Raw genomic sequence first — 16,347 nt, forward strand, 5'->3', positions numbered from 1 at the left:
GTCCGGCGAAAGGGCGGAGGCCGCACCCCACGTCCCGGGGTGCGGCCTCCGTCATGTGCAACGAGCGCCGTCAGGCAAGCGTCACGGTGATGTTGCCGCGGGTCGCCTTGGAGTACGGGCACACCTGGTGCGCCTTCTCGACGAGCGCGCGGGCGGTGGCGGCGTCGACGTTCGGGATGTCGGTGGAGATCTCGACGATGATCCCGAACCCGTCGTCGTTCCTGCCGATGCCGACCTTGGCGGTGACGGTCGATCCGGAGACGTCGGCGTTCTCCTGGCGGGCGACGACGCCGAGGGCGCCCTGGAAGCAGGCGCTGTACCCGGCGGCGAAGAGCTGCTCCGGGTTGGTTCCGGCGCCGCTGCCGCCCATCTCCTTGGGCGGGTTGACGACGACGTCGAGCTTGCCGTCGTCGGTGGCGACCCGCCCGTCACGGCCGTTCTCGGCGGTGGCGACGGCGGTGTACAGGACGTCGGTCTGCTGGATGGACATACGGTGCGTTCCTCCTAGGCCCGCCGCGACTCGCGCCCACGATCGCGACAACTTCGGAAAGAAGTTACCGCATGCCGGAAATCCAGGAAACAGGTCCCGGCCGCGGACCGCCACCGGCCGCCGCAGGCCCGCGGGGCCCGGTGGTCACCACCGGCCGCCGCGGGCCGAGAGCCCGGCCGCCGCCGCGGCCGTCACGGCTCAGAGCTTGACGATCATCTTGCCGATGTTGTCGCCGCGCAGGACGCCGAAGAACGCCTCCAGGTTGTTCTCGATGCCCTCGACGACCGTCTCGCGGTACTTGAGCTGCCCGGACGCCACCCAGGGGCCGACCTCCTGGACGAACTGCTGCTGGAGGTCGTAGTGGTCGCTGACGAGGAAGCCCTCGATGCGGCCGCGGGTCTGGATGAGCCGGGCGAGGTTCTTGGGGCCGGGGGCCGGCTCGGTGTTGTTGTAGATGGAGATCATGCCGCAGACGGCGATCCGGCCGTTCACGTTGAGGGAGCCGATGGCCGCCTCCAGATGGTCACCGCCCACGTTGTCGAAGTAGACGTCGACGCCGTCGGGGGCGGCGGCCCGCAGCTGCTCGGCGACCGGCCCGTTCTTGTAGTTGAAGGCGGCGTCGAAGCCGTACTCCTCGACGAGCAGCTTGACCTTCTCGTCGGATCCGGCCGAACCGATGACGCGCGAGGCGCCCTTGAGCTTGGCGATCTGGCCGACCTGGCTGCCGACGGCACCTGCGGCGCCGGAGACGAAGACGGAGTCGCCCTCCTTGAAGGACGCGGTGCGCAGCAGGCCGGCGTAGGCGGTGAGACCGGTCATGCCGAGCACGCCGAGGTACGTGGACAGCGGGGCGGCCGCCGGGTCGACCTTGACGGCCTGCTTGGCGGAGACGGTGGCGTACTCGCGCCAGCCGCCGAAGTGCAGCACGTGGTCGCCGGGTGCGATGCCCTCGGCGTCGGAGGCGATGACCTCGCCCACGGCGCCGCCCTGCATGGTCTTGCCCAGCTCGAACGGGGCGGTGTACGACTTGGCGGCGCTCATGCGGCCGCGCATGTACGGGTCGACGGACAGGAACGCGTTCCGCACGAGGACCTCGCCCTCCCCCGGCTGCCGGACCTCGGCCTCGACGAGGGCGAAGTCGTCTGCCTGGGGCCAGCCGACCGGCCGGCTGACGAGATGCCATTCACGGCTGACGGCGGGAACCTGAGGGGTGTCGGTCATGAGGGTGCGCCTTTCCTGCGTTCTCACGGGCTCACGTGCGTACCTGTCCGCACGCGCCCCGCGGCCGAAATACTTCAGTACCTGAAACAACCATGCGCCTGAATATTTCAGGATGTCAAGTAACGGGGTAGCCTGGAGTCCATGTCCACTCAGAAGACCCCCCGGATCGACCCCCTCACCCTGGAGGTCGTCGACCTCATCGGCTCGGTGGTGGCCCGCTATCACGAGGAGTACGAGGAGGCCGCCGCGGAGCACGCGCTGACCGGCGCGCAGGCCCGGCTGCTCGGACTGCTGTCGATGGAGCCGGTGCCGATGCGGCGGCTGGCGCAGCAGCTGAAGTGCGAGCCGTCGAACGTCACGGGGATCGTGGACCGGCTGGAGGCGCGGGGCCTGGTGGAGCGGCGGCCGGATCCGGCCGACCGGCGCGTGAAGCTGGCGGCGGCCACGGCCGAGGGGCGCAAGGTGGCCCGCGGCCTGCGGGAGTCGCTGAATTTCGCGCGTGAGCCCCTGGCGGGCCTCTCGGACGAGGAGCGTCTCGCGCTGCGGGACCTGTTGCGCCGCATGCTCGACGCCTGACCGGCGCCCGCCGCGGACGGCACCGTCCGCCGGACCCCGAAAGGGCCCTGTCCTCGATCATGCCGAGTTCGCGCCGCCCGGCAGCGCGCCCGGCGGCGGTCCCGTCAGTCGTCCGCGCTCCGCGCGGCGGCCTGCCGCACGCCTCGGCCACTGGTCCGTCCCGGCAGGCCGGGACGGACGCAGGGCGTGTGGCGCCCGCCCGGTCCGGGAGCGCTGCCACGCTCGTCGTCCATGGATGTGAGCACCTTCTACGCCCTCTTCTCCGCCACCTGCTTCACCCTGGTCGGCCTGTGGTGGAACGTCGTCCAGAGCCACGACGACTGGATGCACGACGCCGGGCTGCGCCGTGTCGTCGGCGGGGTCTACCTGTCCTTCCTACTGCCCGCGCTGATGGGCCTGTTCGCCCAGGTGGGCGGCACCGAGCAGCCGATGATCTGGCGGACGGCCTTCATCGTGCTCGCCGTGGTCGGCTGCGTGTGCACCCTGCGGCTGCTGGCCCGCGCCCGCGGCGACCGCTTCGTCGTCCGCCAGCAGGCCGGCGCCGCACTGCTCTACGCCCTGATCGCCGTCGTCGGCGCCTTCCCCGAACTCGCCCGCCACGCCGGGCTGAGCGGCATCCAGGCGGAGGCCCTGATGCTGATCGTCCTGATCGTCCTGGGCCACGCCCTGGTCTGGCGGTTCATGGCGGGAGAAGGCCGCGCCGCGGAGGACTAGGGGGTGTCGTCCGCGCCGCCCGGCACGACACCTCGCCGCGTTGTCGCCTCACCCGAGTACGCCCGGTACGCGGGTGAAGCTCCGCCTCGCGATGTACCGCACCGGACGCCGCGGCCTGATCCGACCTGACCCGAACGACACCCCCTAGGGCATCACGTGCACCACCACAGGAACCGGTTGCACGTCTCGGACGGCGTCGGGGCCGGCGGCGGAGCGGGCGTGGTCGGTGCGGTGGTGGGGGGCGCGGTCGTCGCGGGCGGCGCGTGGGACTCGGGCGCGGAGGCGGAACCGCCGGGCGCCGTGCCCGAGCCGGCCGACTGCTCCTCCTGGTCCTTCCCCTTGTCCTCGGCGGAGGCCGACGCGGAGGCGGACGCGGAAGCGGAGGGCGACGCGGAGGCGTCGGCGGAGTCGCTCGCGGAGGCGCCGCCGGAGCCCCCGGTGTCACCCAGCGGACGCGCCGTCTCGCCGGGCTCCGGGGAGGCCGAACCGTCGGCGGAGTCCTCCCCGGCCGCTGCCGGCTTCTGGCTCAACCCGGGTGCGTCGATGCCGAGTTCGGCCAGGCTGAGGGCGCCGGCCGCCAGGACGAAACCGGCGGCTATCAGCAGTGTCCTGCGCCGCCGACGGCGGTGCGCCGCGGCCTTGCGGTCACGCCGGCTGGCCCCGCCCGGACCGTCCGGCCCGTCCGGGCCACCCGGGTCCTCCGCCGCCCTGCCCCGGCCGCGGCCTCGCCGCCGGGCGGCCCGCCCGAGGTGCTCCTCCGGTTCGTCGTCGTCACCGTAGGAGGTGTCGGTGTCGGCCGCGTCCGCATCCGGTTCCGGATGCGGCTCGGGGACCTCCGCGTGCGCGCGGAGTTCTTCGACGGGGGTGCCGCACCCCGGGCAGGCAAGGGCGCCGTTGAGGTGCCGTCGGCACGGGTGGCAGTAGTCCATGACGCGGGAAGACTAAGTTCCGCACACGTCACGTTCATAGGCACAGCTGTGAATGTTGTGTGGGGAAGCGGCCGTTCCGGCGCGGCGACTCTAGACACCCCCGACCATTCCCCGCCATCCCACTCCCATCGCGTCGAAACCGTTATGCGTTCGACCCATTGACACCTCCCGGGCCGCATCCTTACTGTCACGCCAACATTTCGAACGTGTGACGAAATTTCGAACAGATCCGAAGCACAGGGGGCAACTGCCGTGCGCATCACGGGAATCAGCACACACGTGGTCGGGACGCCCTGGCGGAACCTGACCTACGTCCAGGTGCACACCGACGAGGGCATCACCGGAGTCGGCGAGACCCGCATGCTGGGCCACACCGACGCGCTGATCGGGTATCTGCGGGAGGCGGAGGCCAATCACATTCTCGGCTCCGACCCGTTCGCTGTCGAGGACCTCGTACGACGGATGAAGTACGGCGACTACGGCCGCGCCGGCGAGATCGTGATGTCCGGTATCGCCGTCGTCGAGATGGCGTGCTGGGACATCAAGGGCAAGGCCCTCGGCGTGCCGGTGTGGCAGCTGCTCGGCGGCAAGGTCACCGACAAGGTCAAGGCCTACGCCAACGGCTGGTACACCACCGAGCGGACCCCGGAGGCGTACCACAAGGCCGCGCAGGAGGTCATGGCCCGCGGGTACCGGGCCCTGAAGATCGACCCCTTCGGCACCGGGCACTTCGAGCTCGACCACGAGCAGAGCCTGTACGCGGTCTCGCTCATCGAGGCCGTGCGGGACGCCATCGGGCCCGACGCCGAGCTGATGCTGGAGATGCACGGCCGCTTCTCGCCCGCCACCGCCATCCGGCTGGCCCGCGAACTCGCCCCCTTCAAGCCCGCCTGGCTGGAGGAGCCGGTCCCGCCGGAGAACCTCAAGGCGCTGGAGAAGGTGGCCGCGAAGGTCGACATCCCGGTCGCCACGGGCGAGCGCATCCACGACCGCATCGAGTTCCGCGAGCTCTTCGAGAGCCAGTCGACGGACATCATCCAGCCCGACGTCGGCCACATCGGCGGCATCTGGGAGACCAGGAAGCTGGCCGCCACCGCCGAGGCGCACTACGTCCTGGTCGCCCCGCACAACGTCGGCGGACCGGTGCTGACCGCCGCCTCGCTCCAGGTCGGCTTCACCGCACCGAACTTCAAGATCCTGGAGCACTTCAACGACTTCGCGGACGCGGAGATCAAGAAGGTCGTGAAGGGCGCCCCGCAGGTCGTCGACGGCTACTTCCAGCTCTCGGACGCGCCCGGACTCGGCGTCGAGCTCGACACCGACGCGGCGGCCGAATTCCCCCAGCAGCAGGCCCGGTTCGACCTGTGGGCGGACGGCTGGGAGCAGCGCAAGCCGAAGGGGTCGCGGTGAGCACCGCGGTCGTCGTCGAGGCGCCGGGCGAGCACCGGCTGACCGCGCACGAGCCGGTGCGTCCGGCGGCGGGCGAGGCGCTCGTCCGGGTGCACGCGGTCGGGATCTGCGGCTCGGACCGCGAGGTCTACCAGGGCAACCGGCCCGAGGGGTACGTCCGTTACCCCCTGACTCCGGGCCACGAGTGGTCCGGGACGGTCCAGGAGGTGGGCGACGGGGTTCCGGCCTCGCTCGTCGGCCGCAAGGTCGTCGGTGAGGGCTTCCGCAACTGCCAGGTCTGCGACCGCTGCCACGCGGGCGAGACCACACTGTGCACGGCCGGGTACGAGGAGACCGGGTTCACCCAGCCGGGCGCCATGGCGGCCACGCTGACCCTCCCGGCCCGGCTGCTGCACGTCCTGCCGGACGACGCCGACCTGACGGCCGCCGCCCTGCTGGAGCCGGCCGCCTGCATCGCCGCCGCGGCGATCAAGGCGAACGCCCGGCCCGGCGAGCGGGTCGCGGTCGTGGGCACGGGGACGCTCGGGATGTTCGCCGTGCAGTTCCTCGCGGCGGGCTCCCCGGCCGACCTCCTCGTGGTGGGTACCCGCCCGGACCGGGCGGCACTGTCCAGGGACTTCGGCGCCACGGACTTCCGCACCCGGGACCAGGAACTGCCCGGCGACTTCGACGTCGTCGTCGAGACCGCCGGGTCGGCGTCCGCCGCGCGTACCGCCGCCTCCCTGCTCCGGCGCGGCGGGCGCCTGGTCCTCACCGGGATCCCCGCGCCGGGTGCCGAGGGACTCGACCCGACCGACCTCGTCGTACGGCAACTGGAGGTGCACACCGTGTTCGGGGCGCCGCCGGAGGCCTGGGCGCACACGGTGCGGGTGTTCGGCGCCGGGCTGCTGAACCCGTTGCCGCTGGTCACGCACGAGCTGCCGCTCGCCGGGTTCCCGCAGGCCATCGAGTTGGTGGGGTCGGGCGACCCCAAGGTCGGAAAGGTTCTGCTGCGCCCCTGAGCGCGTCGTCCCGCGCCCTCGATCAGTACGCCGGTACGGAGTTCCTGACGCTCCGTACCGGCGTACACCCACCGACACGAACCTTGTTCGAGATATCGAACGTACGCATCGCACAACCGACGAACGCGAAGGACAGCTCGTGACCGACGCCGCAACCACGGCAGCCCGTCGACCCGGTGAGCAGGCGCTCGCCGCGCTCGGCCTGGGCGCGCCCGCCCCCTCACCCGCCGACGCCTCGCCGCACGCCTTCCCGGGAGGCGGCCGCTGGCGCACCGAGGTTCCCTCCGTGGAGGGGCCCGAGGCCCTCGCCGTCGTCCTCAAGGAGTCCTCCCGGCTCGACGTGCCGATCCACCGGATCAGCCAGGGCAGCGGCGTCTGGATGCTGACCGACGCCGAGATCACCGAGATGGTCGAGGCCACCGCCGAACGCGACATCGAGCTCTGCCTGTTCACCGGACCGCGCGGCACCTGGGACATCGGCGCCTCCGTGCGCACCGACTCACGCGGAGCCGGGCTGCGCGCCCGGGGCCACGACGCGGTCGCCGGCTGCGTCGAGGACGCCGTCCGGGCCACCGCGCTGGGCGTCAAGTGCCTCCTCGTCGCCGACGAGGGCGTGCTGTGGACACTGCACCGGGCGCGCGAGGCCGGCATCCTCCCGGCCGACACGACCCTCAAGGTCTCGGCGCTGATCGGCCCCGTCAACCCGGCCTCGTACGCCGTGTACGAGAACCTCGGGGCCGACTCGCTCAACGTGCCCAGTGATCTGACGCTCGATCACCTCACGGAGATCCGGCGGGTCTCCGCCGCCCCCATGGACATGTACATCGAGGCCCCCGACGACCTCGGCGGGTACGTGCGGATGTACGAGGTCGCCGAGCTCATCCGGCGCGGCGCACCGCTCTACCTGAAGTTCGGTCTGTCCAAGGCGCCCGGGATCTACCCGTACGGCACCCATCTGCGGGACCTGACCCTGGACACCGCCCGGGAGCGGGTGCGGCGCGGCCGGCTCGCTCTCGACCTGCTCGCCCGGCACGGCGCGGACGGCGACATGGCGCCGCTCGGCTCCCGGCTGCCCGGCCCGCTCAACCGCTTCCCCACCGACGTCTGACACGCCGTCACCACCCTCTCAACGACGAGAAGAACAAGGACTGATCACCATGCGCAACCGCAGAGCCGCCCTCGCCGCCATCGCCGGAGCCGCCTCGCTCGCCCTCACCCTGTCCGCCTGCGGCCAGGACAGCGAGGGTGGCAGCAACGAGGACAAGGGCAGCGCGAAGGGCGGCACCATCGGCATCGCCATGCCGACCAAGTCCTCCGAGCGCTGGATCGCCGACGGCAAGAACGTCGTCAAGAACCTGGAGGCCAAGGGGTACAAGACCAAGCTGGTCTACGGCGAGGACGACCCGGACCAGCAGGTCTCGCAGATCGAGAACCTGATCACCCAGGGCGTCAAGGCGCTGATCGTCGCGGCCATCGACAACAAGTCGCTGAACAACGTGCTCCAGCAGGCCGCCGACGCGGACATCCCGGTGATCGCCTACGACCGTCTGATCCTCGGCAGCAAGAACGTCGACTACTACGCGTCCTTCGACAACACCAAGGTCGGCGAGCTCCAGGCCAACTACATCGTCGACAAGCTCGGCCTGAAGGACGGCAAGGGCCCGTTCAACATCGAGCTGTTCGCCGGCTCGAACGACGACAACAACACCAAATACTTCTTCAACGGCGCGTGGAGCGTCCTGAAGCCGTACGTCGACAGCAAGAAGCTCGTCGTCCAGTCCGGCCAGACCGGCCTCACCCAGGTCACCACCCTGCGCTGGGACGGCGCCACCGCGCAGAAGCGCATGGACGACATCCTCACCAAGTCGTACCAGAGCAAGAAGGTCGACGCGGTCCTCTCGCCGTACGACGGCATCTCCATCGGCATCCTGTCGGCGCTGAAGTCGGACGACTACGGCTCCAAGAGCAAGCCGCTGCCCGTGGTCACCGGTCAGGACGCCGAGCTGGCCTCGGTCAAGTCGATCATCGCGGGCGAGCAGACGCAGACCGTCTACAAGGACACCCGTGAGCTGGCCAAGGTCGCCTCGACCATGGTCGACGACGTCCTCAACAGCAAGAAGCCGCAGACCAACGACACCAAGACGTACGACAACGGCGCCAAGGTCGTCCCCGCCTACCTGCTCCAGCCGGTGAGCGTCGACAAGAGCAACTACAAGCAGGTCCTCGTTGACGGCGGCTACTACACGGAGGGCGAGCTCAACTAACCGTCGGTCCCATCGATTTCCCACTGACTGGAAGGCACGACCATGGCGGGACCCGTCCTGGAAATGCGCTCGATCGTCAAGACCTTTCCCGGTGTCAAAGCGCTGTCGGACGTCACGCTGACCGTCCGCCAGGGCGAGGTCCACGCCATCTGCGGGGAGAACGGCGCCGGCAAGTCCACCTTGATGAAGGTGCTCTCCGGCGTCCATCCGCACGGCAGTTACGAAGGCGAGATCCTCTTCGAGGAGGAGCTCTGCCGCTTCAAGGACATCCGGGCGAGCGAGCACCACGGCATCGTCATCATCCACCAGGAGCTGGCGCTGGTGCCGTACCTCTCCCTCGCGGAGAACATCTTCCTCGGCAACGAGCACGCCAAGGGCGGGCTCATCAACTGGAACGAGACCCTGCGGCACGCCACCGAGCTGCTGCGCCGGGTCGGTCTCGACGACCACCCCGAGACCCGCGTCGCGGACATCGGGGTGGGCAAGCAGCAGCTCGTCGAGATCGCCAAGGCGCTCTCGAAGAAGGTCAAGCTCCTCATCCTGGACGAGCCGACAGCTGCCCTGAACGACGAGGACAGCGGCAAACTCCTGGATCTCATCCTGGAGTTGAAGAACCAGGGCATCACCTCGATCATCATCTCCCACAAGCTCAACGAGATCCGTCGGGTCGCCGACTCGGTGACCATCCTCCGCGACGGCCGGTCCATCGAGACGCTCGACGTGAAGGCGGCCGAGACCACCGAGGACCGGATCATCAGCGGCATGGTCGGCCGCGACCTGGACCACCGCTTCCCCGAACGCACCGCGTACGACGGTGAGCCGGACGCGGCCCCGGCCCTGGAGATCCGCGACTGGACGGTGCACCACCCCATCGACCAGCAGCGCAAGGTGGTCGACAACGTGTCGATCGACGTGCGGCGCGGGGAGATCGTCGGCATCGCCGGACTGATGGGCGCCGGCCGCACCGAGCTGGCGATGAGCGTCTTCGGACGCACCTACGGCCGGCACGCGGGCGGCACGGTCCTCAAGGACGGCCGGGAGATCCGCACGAAGACCGTCGCCGAGGCGGTCGGGCACGGCATCGCGTACGTCACCGAGGACCGTAAGCACTACGGCCTCAACCTCATCGACACCATCAACCGCAACATCTCGCTGACGGCCCTGAAGAAGGTCGCCCGGCGCGGGGTGGTCGACGAGCACGAGGAACGACAGGTCGCCGAGAGCTACCGCACGTCCATGAACATCAAGGCGCCCACCGTCTTCGAGCCGGTGGGCAAGCTGTCCGGCGGCAACCAGCAGAAGGTCGTCCTCAGCAAGTGGATCTTCGCCGGTCCGGACGTGCTGATCCTGGACGAGCCCACCCGCGGCATCGACGTCGGCGCCAAGTACGAGATCTACACGGTCATCGACCAGCTGGCCGCCCAGGGCAAGGCGGTCGTCTTCATCTCCTCCGAGCTGCCCGAGCTGCTCGGCATGTGCGACCGCATCTACACCATGGCCGCCGGGCGGCTCACCGGCGAGGTCCCGCGGGCCGAGGCCACGCAGGAAGTGCTGATGCGCCAGATGACGAAGGACAAAGAGGTAACCCGATGAGTACGGATGTGACCGCCAAGAGCCCGGCCCCGGCGCCGGCCGGGAAGAGCGGGGACTCGGCCGGGGGCGGCGGCCTGCTCCAGCTGATGCTGGACGGACTGCGCCGCAACATGCGCCAGTACGGCATGCTGATCGCCCTCGGCCTGATCGTCGCCCTGTTCGCGGTCTGGACCGACGGCGACCTCCTGCTGCCGCGCAACGTCTCCAACCTGGTGCTCCAGAACAGCTACATCCTGATCCTCGCGATCGGCATGATGCTGGTGATCATCGCGGGCCACATCGACCTGTCGGTCGGTTCGCTCACCGCGTTCGTGGGCTCCTTCGCGGCCGTGCTGACGGTGCAGCACAGCGTGGCGTGGCCGCTGGCCCTCGTGCTGTGCCTGGTGGTGGGCGCGGTGGCGGGCTCGGTCCAGGGATTCCTGATCGCCTATCTCGGCATACCGTCGTTCATCGTCACCCTCGCGGGCATGCTGCTCTTCCGCGGCCTGACGGAGATCCTGCTGCAGGGCCAGACCCTCGGCCCCTTCCCGGACGGGCTGCAGAAGATGGGCAACGGCTTCCTGCCGGAGGCCGGCCCGGACACCAACTACCACAACATCACGCTGCTCCTCGGCCTCGCGCTGATCGTCTTCGCGGTCCTCCAGGAGGTCCGTGACCGCAAGCGGCAGCAGGAGTTCTCGCTGGAGGTGCTGCCGCGCAACGTCTTCCTGCTGAAGCTCGTCGCCATCGTCGCGGCCATCCTGGTGGTCACGATGCTGCTCGCCAGCTACAAGGGCGCCCCGATCGTGCTGATCATCCTCGGCGTGCTGGTGGTCGGCTACGGCTACGTGATGCGCAACGCGGTCTTCGGCCGCCACATCTACGCGATCGGCGGCAATCTGCCGGCGGCGAAGCTGTCCGGCGTCAAGGACAAGAAGGTCACCTTCTACGTCTTCCTGAACATGGGCGTGCTCGCGGCCCTGGCGGGTCTGGTGGTCGCTGCCCGCCTGAACGCGGCCTCGCCGAAGGCGGGCCTGAACTTCGAACTCGAGGCCATCGCCTCGTCGTTCATCGGCGGCGCGTCCATGAGCGGCGGTGTCGGCACCGTCCTCGGCGCGATCATCGGTGGTCTCGTGCTCGGTGTGCTGAACAACGGCATGAACCTCCTCAGCGTCGGCACCGACTGGCAACAGGTCATCAAGGGCCTGGCCCTGCTGGCCGCGGTCGGCTTCGACGTGTGGAACAAGCGCAAGTCCGGTTCATAAGTCAGCTCGGGCCCCGCACCACGGTGCGGGGCCCGACCTTCATTGGGCGCGTGAGCCGAAGGGCCGTCGGCACCCCGCACGGACACCCCTGAGGCGAACCGCGCCACAAAAAGGGAGAGCCGCACAATGGAACTGAACAGACGCACGGTCATTGCAGGCGCGGCGGCCGCGGGCCTCGCCGCCACCACCCTCGGCACGGGCTCGGCCGAGGCCGCCCCGGGCGGCAGGAAGCCGGTCAAGGAGCTCTTCGGGAAGCTCGCCGACGGCACCAAGGTCCACCGCTGGTCGCTGGAGAACGGCGGCACCCGGCTGAAGGTCCTCAGCTGGGGCGGTGTCGTCCAGAGCCTGGAGCTCCCCGACCGGCACGGTCACTACGCCAACGTCTCCCTCGGCTTCGACAACATCGACGACTACGTGGCGAAGACCCCGTACTTCGGCGCCCTGATCGGCCGTTACGGAAACCGCATCGGCAAGGGGCGGTTCACGCTGGACGGCACCGCGTACCAGCTGTCCGTGAACGACGGCGTGAACAGCCTGCACGGCGGGACCAAGGGCTTCGACAAGCACGTCTGGGACGTCGAGCCGTTCACCAAGGGCTCCGACGTGGGCCTGCACCTGTACTACGTCAGCATCGACGGGGAGATGGGCTACCCGGGCACGCTCCGCACGAAGGTGACGTACACCCTCACCCGGGACGGCGACTGGCGCATCGACTACGAGGCCACCACCGACAAGGCCACCGTCGTCAACCTGACCAGCCATGTCTACTGGAACCTGGCCGGCGAGGGCAGCGGCTCGATCGAGAACCACGAGCTCACGATCGCCGCCTCCCGCTACACGCCCACCGACTCGGGGCTGATCCCCACCGGTGAGCTGGCGAAGGTCTCCGGCACCCCCTTCGACTTCCGCCGGGCCAAGGCGATCGGCCGGGACATCCGGGCCGCGCACCCGCAACAGGTCACCGCCAAGGGCTACGACCACAACTGGGCGCTGGACAAGGGCATCACGGCGCGGCCCGAACACGTGGCGACCCTGCGCGACCCGTCCTCCGGCCGCACCCTGAGCATCGCCAGCGACCAGCCGGGCCTGCAGTTCTACTCCGGCAACTTCCTCGACGGCACCCTCGTCGGGACGGGCGGTCGCGTCTACCGGCAGGGCGACGCGCTGTGCCTGGAGACCCAGCACTTCCCGGACTCGCCGAACCAGCCCGCGTTCCCCTCGACGGTGCTGCGGCCCGGCCGGACATACCGGACGAGCACGGTCCACTCGTTCGGCTCGTGACCCGACTTCACAGCGGGTTCACAATCTCCACACGACTTCACATCGATTGAACAGCGCCACCCCCGTATCCGTATGGAAGGGCGGCCCGTGCTCCCCCGCACGGGCCACCCACAAGACGGAGGGCCCGTTCTCCCCGACGGTCCGCCCCCTACGGAGGTTCCATGGCCGGCAATGTCACCTCGCTCTTTCGCGGCACCGCGGCGCACAGCCCGTCGATGGCCGCACTGACGCGGGAAAGTGACGGCGCCGGCCCGGTGGACTTCTGCATCCCGTGCAACCCGTACTTCCCCACGCCCGCGATGTTCGACGAACTGGCGGGCCGGTTGCGCGAGATCATCACCTACTACCCGAGCAGCGCGGACACCATCACCGCCGAACTGTGCTCGCTGCTCCAGCTCCCGCCGCAGTGCGTCGCGATGGGCAATGGCTCCACCGAGCTCATCACGTGGATCGACCACCTCCTCGTCCGCGAGTCCCTCTCGATCCCCGTCCCCACCTTCGGCCGCTGGACCGACCAGCCGATGGAGACCGGCAAGCGGGTCGACATGTTCCCGCTCCAGGAATCCGCCGGATTCGCCCTCGACCTCGCCGCCTACGCGGAGTTCATCCGCGCCCGCGGCACGCGGGTCGCCGTGCTGTGCAACCCGAACAACCCCGACGGCGGCTTCCTGCCGCGCCACTCCGTCGTCCAGTTCATGGACGCCATGGCGGACCTGGACCTCGTCGTCATCGACGAGTCGTTCCTGGAGTTCGCCGACGCGGAGTCCGACCCCAGCGTGGTCGAGGACGCGGTGATGCGGCCCAACGTCATCGTGCTGCGCAGCCTCGGCAAGAACTTCGGTCTGCACGGCATCCGCTTCGGCTACCTCGTCGCCAACCCCGCCCTCGCCGGCAAGATCCGCTCGATGCTGCCCAAGTGGAACCTCAACTCCTTCGCGGAGACCGTGGTGTTCATGCTCAAGGAGCACGGCGCCGAGTACATGGAGAGCCTGCACATGGTCCGCCGCGACCGGCTCGACATGGCCCGCCAGCTCTCCGCGCTGCCCGGTCTGACGGTCTATCCGTCCCAGGGAAACTTCCTGTTCGTGCGCCTGCCGGTGGGCGCCGAGGGCACCGTGGTCCGGGACCGGCTGCTCACCGAGCACCGGATCCTGGTCCGCGAGTGCGGGAACAAGATCGGATCGTCCAGCCGCTTCCTGAGACTCGTGGTGCGCCCCCAGGTGGACGTGCGTCGCCTGGTGTCCGGCCTGGAACAGGTGCTCTACGGGACCAGGAGGGGAGCCGCCGTGCCCGAGCTGGGCACAGGGACCAGCTACAGCTCGGGCACGGCGGCGGTGGACCGCCTCGTCAGCGCCACCAACGGGAGTGGGATGCAGGGGCTGGCCGCACAGGCGAACGCCTGGCCGGGCCCGGCCCCCGTCCAGCCCGGTCCGCCGCCCGGCCTGCCCGCTCCCCAGCCCGCCCCGAGCCTGCCCGCACCGCAGCCGCTGCCCCAGCCCCTGCCGCAGCCCGCTCCCCAGCCGGCGGCCGCGGCGGCGTCGAACTTCCCGGCCGCGCAGCCCGGCCCGCAGTTCCCCGCCCAGTCGACGGCCTGGCCGACGCCCGCCGCCGCGCAACTGCCCGGCACCGTCGCGAGCCCGGCACCGGCCCCCGCGCCGGCCATGCCCGCCCCGGTCGAGGGGCTCCAGCCCATCGGCCGGACCGGCATGCCGGGGATGAACAGGGCGGCCTCCCCCCTCGGCGCGCAGGGCGGACTGACGGCGGCTCAGGTCCGCGGCCGGACCCAGCCGGAACCACCACCCCGGTCACAGCCCCCGCAGACGACCGGCTGGCCCGCCGTGGGCGCCATGCTCTACAACCGGGCCGGCTGACACCCGAAGCCCGGGACACATATCCGGCCGGGCGCCGTCCCGCACCGATCACCGTCGGTGCCGCGGCGCGCGGCTACACCGCCACGGGCTCCCGCTCCTCGGCCCTCGGCCCCGCGGCACGCTCCCTGCGGTGGGCGCGCACCGAGTGGCCGAGGGCGGCGGCCCACAGCACGAACAGCGCGACGTAGACCGCGGTGCCGAGGGCGTCCGGCACGCCGGCCCATCCGCTCCCGAGCAGCGTGCGGACGTTGGTGACGACGATGGCGCCGCCCACCGCGGAGCCCAGCACGCGGGGCGGCACCAGCCGGACCAGCCAGGCGGCGACCGGCGCGGCGACCAGACCGCCGAGCAGGAAGGCCAGCACCCAGGTCCACGCCAGGCCCCGCGAGCCGAGCGAGAAGAGGAATCCGAGGCTCGCGGCGATCGCGACCAGGAACTCGCTGGTGTCGACCGAGCCGATCACCTTGCGGGGCTCCATCCGGCCGCTGGCCAGCAGGGCGGGCGTGCCGACGGGGCCCCAGCCGCCGCCCCCGGTGGCGTCAAGGAACCCGGCGACGAGCCCGAGCGGCGCGAGGAACCGCTTCCGCAGCGGCTTGTCCGACCGGCCCTCGGGCAGCCCGCGGAAGGTGAACCGCGACATCACGTACACGCCGAGGGCCAGCAGGATCAGGGACATCGCGGGCTCCGCGACCTCGGTCGAGAGCTTCGACAGGACCGTCGCGCCGAGGAAGGCGCCGACGGCGCCCGGCACACCGATCCGGACGACGACCTTCCAGTCCACGTTGCCGAAGCGCCAGTGCGCGGCGCCGGACATCAGCGTGGTGCCGATCTCCGCGAGGTGGACCGTGGCGGACGCCGCGGCCGGGTTGGCGCCCATCGCCAGCAGCAGCGTGGACGAGGTGACCCCGTAGGCCATGCCGAGGCTGCCGTCCACGAGCTGGGCCCCGAGGCCCGCGAGGGCGAGCAGTATCAGCGTGCGCATGTGGTGCGTCCCGTCGTCGTTCCGGACGGCCGGGCCCGGGACCCCGGATGCCCACCGGCCGGGTGGGGATGATCGGGAGGCGAGGCTAGGACGCCGGTCTGAGGACAGCCTGAGCGGACGATGAGGACGGCTCACAGGATGCGTACGCCAGACACCCACCCCCGGGCAACGACACCCCAGGGGGTGGGGAAATCGGCCTGAACGGCCTTGTCCTCAAGCGCCGGACGGGCTGAGAGGTGGCTCTCTGCCCTCAAGGCTGGACGGGACAGGAGCTGACGCCGGACGGGAGCTGCCGCCGGGCAGGACGGGCCGGGAGGGGCCCACCGGAACTCGTGAGCCACCCGGAACTCAGCCGGATCGGCCTGAACGGCCTCGTCCTCAAACGCCGGACGGGCTGAAAGGTGGCTCTCTGCCCTCAAGGCTGAACGGGACAGGAGCTGACGCCGGACGGGATGGGAGCTGCTGCCGGACGGCGGGGGAGCTGCTGCCGGACGGCGGGGGAGCTGCCGCCGGACCGGACGGGAGCTGCCGTCGGACGAGCCGACGATCGGTCCCCAGCCCCACTCAAACCCGCACCCCGCCCCCTCACCGAAGGGGCCGTGCCGGTGCATCACATGCCCGTTGCGGACGGCGCCATGAACCCACCGCACTGTCTCGCCGGACCACACAAGGGCTGCAACGGGCGGATCACCGGCACGGACCCGACCCACCCACCGGACCGGAGGCAACCCACCCACCGGACAGACGCCGTCAGCTCCGCCCGCATCTCGG

14 protein-coding genes are annotated in these 16,347 nt (G+C 70.5%); 10 read left to right on the top strand and 4 right to left on the bottom strand.

The features are described 5' to 3' along the window. Positions 1-70: 70 nt before the first annotated feature. Both BKI49_RS11155 and BKI49_RS11160 read right to left on the bottom strand, forming a co-directional pair. Positions 71-490: an organic hydroperoxide resistance protein gene (locus tag BKI49_RS11155; protein WP_095934068.1), complete on the bottom strand. Its 420-nt coding sequence runs from the start codon at positions 488-490 to the stop codon at positions 71-73. Positions 491-688: 198 nt separating this feature from the next. Further along, complete coding sequence (locus BKI49_RS11160; RefSeq protein ID WP_095934069.1) at positions 689-1,711, bottom strand: NADP-dependent oxidoreductase; 1,023 nt, start codon at positions 1,709-1,711, stop codon at positions 689-691. A gap of 141 nt (positions 1,712-1,852) precedes the next feature. On the opposite strand from BKI49_RS11160, the gene BKI49_RS11165 reads away from it, so the two are divergent. Continuing rightward, complete coding sequence (locus BKI49_RS11165) at positions 1,853-2,287, top strand: MarR family winged helix-turn-helix transcriptional regulator (protein WP_095934070.1); 435 nt, start codon at positions 1,853-1,855, stop codon at positions 2,285-2,287. Positions 2,288-2,518: 231 nt separating this feature from the next. Further along, on the top strand, positions 2,519-3,001 hold the full coding sequence (locus BKI49_RS11170; protein WP_095934071.1) for a hypothetical protein: 483 nt from the start codon (positions 2,519-2,521) through the stop codon (positions 2,999-3,001). 152 nt (positions 3,002-3,153) lie between these two features. Here the strand turns inward: BKI49_RS11170 and BKI49_RS35245 are convergent, their stop codons facing one another. Further along, the gene (locus tag BKI49_RS35245) at positions 3,154-3,930 is read right to left on the bottom strand and encodes an SCO2400 family protein (RefSeq protein ID WP_179332399.1); all 777 of its coding nucleotides are present in this window, start codon (positions 3,928-3,930) and stop codon (positions 3,154-3,156) included. A gap of 252 nt (positions 3,931-4,182) precedes the next feature. Between BKI49_RS35245 and BKI49_RS11185 the strand changes: the two genes are divergently transcribed. The 8 genes from BKI49_RS11185 to BKI49_RS11220 all read left to right on the top strand — a co-directional run bounded on the left by BKI49_RS11185 (position 4,183) and on the right by BKI49_RS11220 (position 14,594). After that, complete coding sequence (locus BKI49_RS11185; RefSeq protein ID WP_095934074.1) at positions 4,183-5,340, top strand: mandelate racemase/muconate lactonizing enzyme family protein; 1,158 nt, start codon at positions 4,183-4,185, stop codon at positions 5,338-5,340. After that, positions 5,337-6,341 carry a zinc-dependent alcohol dehydrogenase gene (locus tag BKI49_RS11190; protein ID WP_095934075.1) on the top strand — a complete coding sequence of 335 codons (1,005 nt, stop codon included), beginning with the start codon at positions 5,337-5,339 and terminating at the stop codon, positions 6,339-6,341. The genes BKI49_RS11185 and BKI49_RS11190 overlap by 4 nt, the downstream gene beginning before the upstream one ends. A gap of 139 nt (positions 6,342-6,480) precedes the next feature. After that, on the top strand, positions 6,481-7,449 hold the full coding sequence (locus BKI49_RS11195) for a hypothetical protein (protein WP_095934076.1): 969 nt from the start codon (positions 6,481-6,483) through the stop codon (positions 7,447-7,449). A 49-nt stretch (positions 7,450-7,498) separates the two neighbouring features. Next, a complete protein-coding gene (gene chvE / locus BKI49_RS11200) occupies positions 7,499-8,605 on the top strand; it encodes a multiple monosaccharide ABC transporter substrate-binding protein (RefSeq protein WP_095934077.1) in 1,107 nt (368 codons plus the stop codon). Between the two features lie 42 nt (positions 8,606-8,647). Next, positions 8,648-10,198 carry a multiple monosaccharide ABC transporter ATP-binding protein gene (gene mmsA / locus BKI49_RS11205; protein WP_095934078.1) on the top strand — a complete coding sequence of 517 codons (1,551 nt, stop codon included), beginning with the start codon at positions 8,648-8,650 and terminating at the stop codon, positions 10,196-10,198. Further along, positions 10,195-11,442, top strand: coding sequence for a multiple monosaccharide ABC transporter permease (mmsB, locus tag BKI49_RS11210; protein WP_095934079.1), 1,248 nt, complete (start codon positions 10,195-10,197; stop codon positions 11,440-11,442). The genes mmsA and mmsB overlap by 4 nt, the downstream gene beginning before the upstream one ends. Before the next feature lie 126 nt (positions 11,443-11,568). After that, positions 11,569-12,723, top strand: coding sequence for an aldose epimerase family protein (locus BKI49_RS11215; RefSeq protein ID WP_095934080.1), 1,155 nt, complete (start codon positions 11,569-11,571; stop codon positions 12,721-12,723). A 161-nt stretch (positions 12,724-12,884) separates the two neighbouring features. Continuing rightward, on the top strand, positions 12,885-14,594 hold the full coding sequence (locus BKI49_RS11220; RefSeq protein WP_095934081.1) for a pyridoxal phosphate-dependent aminotransferase: 1,710 nt from the start codon (positions 12,885-12,887) through the stop codon (positions 14,592-14,594). A 73-nt stretch (positions 14,595-14,667) separates the two neighbouring features. Here the strand turns inward: BKI49_RS11220 and BKI49_RS11225 are convergent, their stop codons facing one another. Further along, positions 14,668-15,576, bottom strand: a complete 909-nt coding sequence (locus tag BKI49_RS11225; protein ID WP_095934082.1) for a sulfite exporter TauE/SafE family protein — start codon at positions 15,574-15,576, stop codon at positions 14,668-14,670. Positions 15,577-16,347 lie beyond the last annotated feature (771 nt).

It is taken from the genome of Streptomyces sp. Tue6028 (assembly GCF_002300165.1).
GTDB lineage: Bacteria > Actinomycetota > Actinomycetes > Streptomycetales > Streptomycetaceae > Streptomyces > Streptomyces siamensis.

Coding starts and splice junctions, on each gene's coding strand:
- BKI49_RS11155 (WP_095934068.1), bottom strand. CDS start 490: ATGTCCATCCAGCAGACCGACGTCCTGTACACCGCCGTCGCCACCGCC.
- BKI49_RS11160 (WP_095934069.1), bottom strand. CDS start 1,711: ATGACCGACACCCCTCAGGTTCCCGCCGTCAGCCGTGAATGGCATCTC.
- BKI49_RS11165 (WP_095934070.1), top strand. CDS start 1,853: ATGTCCACTCAGAAGACCCCCCGGATCGACCCCCTCACCCTGGAGGTC.
- BKI49_RS11170 (WP_095934071.1), top strand. CDS start 2,519: ATGGATGTGAGCACCTTCTACGCCCTCTTCTCCGCCACCTGCTTCACC.
- BKI49_RS35245 (WP_179332399.1), bottom strand. CDS start 3,930: ATGGACTACTGCCACCCGTGCCGACGGCACCTCAACGGCGCCCTTGCC.
- chvE (WP_095934077.1), top strand. CDS start 7,499: ATGCGCAACCGCAGAGCCGCCCTCGCCGCCATCGCCGGAGCCGCCTCG.
- mmsA (WP_095934078.1), top strand. CDS start 8,648: ATGGCGGGACCCGTCCTGGAAATGCGCTCGATCGTCAAGACCTTTCCC.
- mmsB (WP_095934079.1), top strand. CDS start 10,195: ATGAGTACGGATGTGACCGCCAAGAGCCCGGCCCCGGCGCCGGCCGGG.
- BKI49_RS11215 (WP_095934080.1), top strand. CDS start 11,569: ATGGAACTGAACAGACGCACGGTCATTGCAGGCGCGGCGGCCGCGGGC.
- BKI49_RS11220 (WP_095934081.1), top strand. CDS start 12,885: ATGGCCGGCAATGTCACCTCGCTCTTTCGCGGCACCGCGGCGCACAGC.
- BKI49_RS11225 (WP_095934082.1), bottom strand. CDS start 15,576: ATGCGCACGCTGATACTGCTCGCCCTCGCGGGCCTCGGGGCCCAGCTC.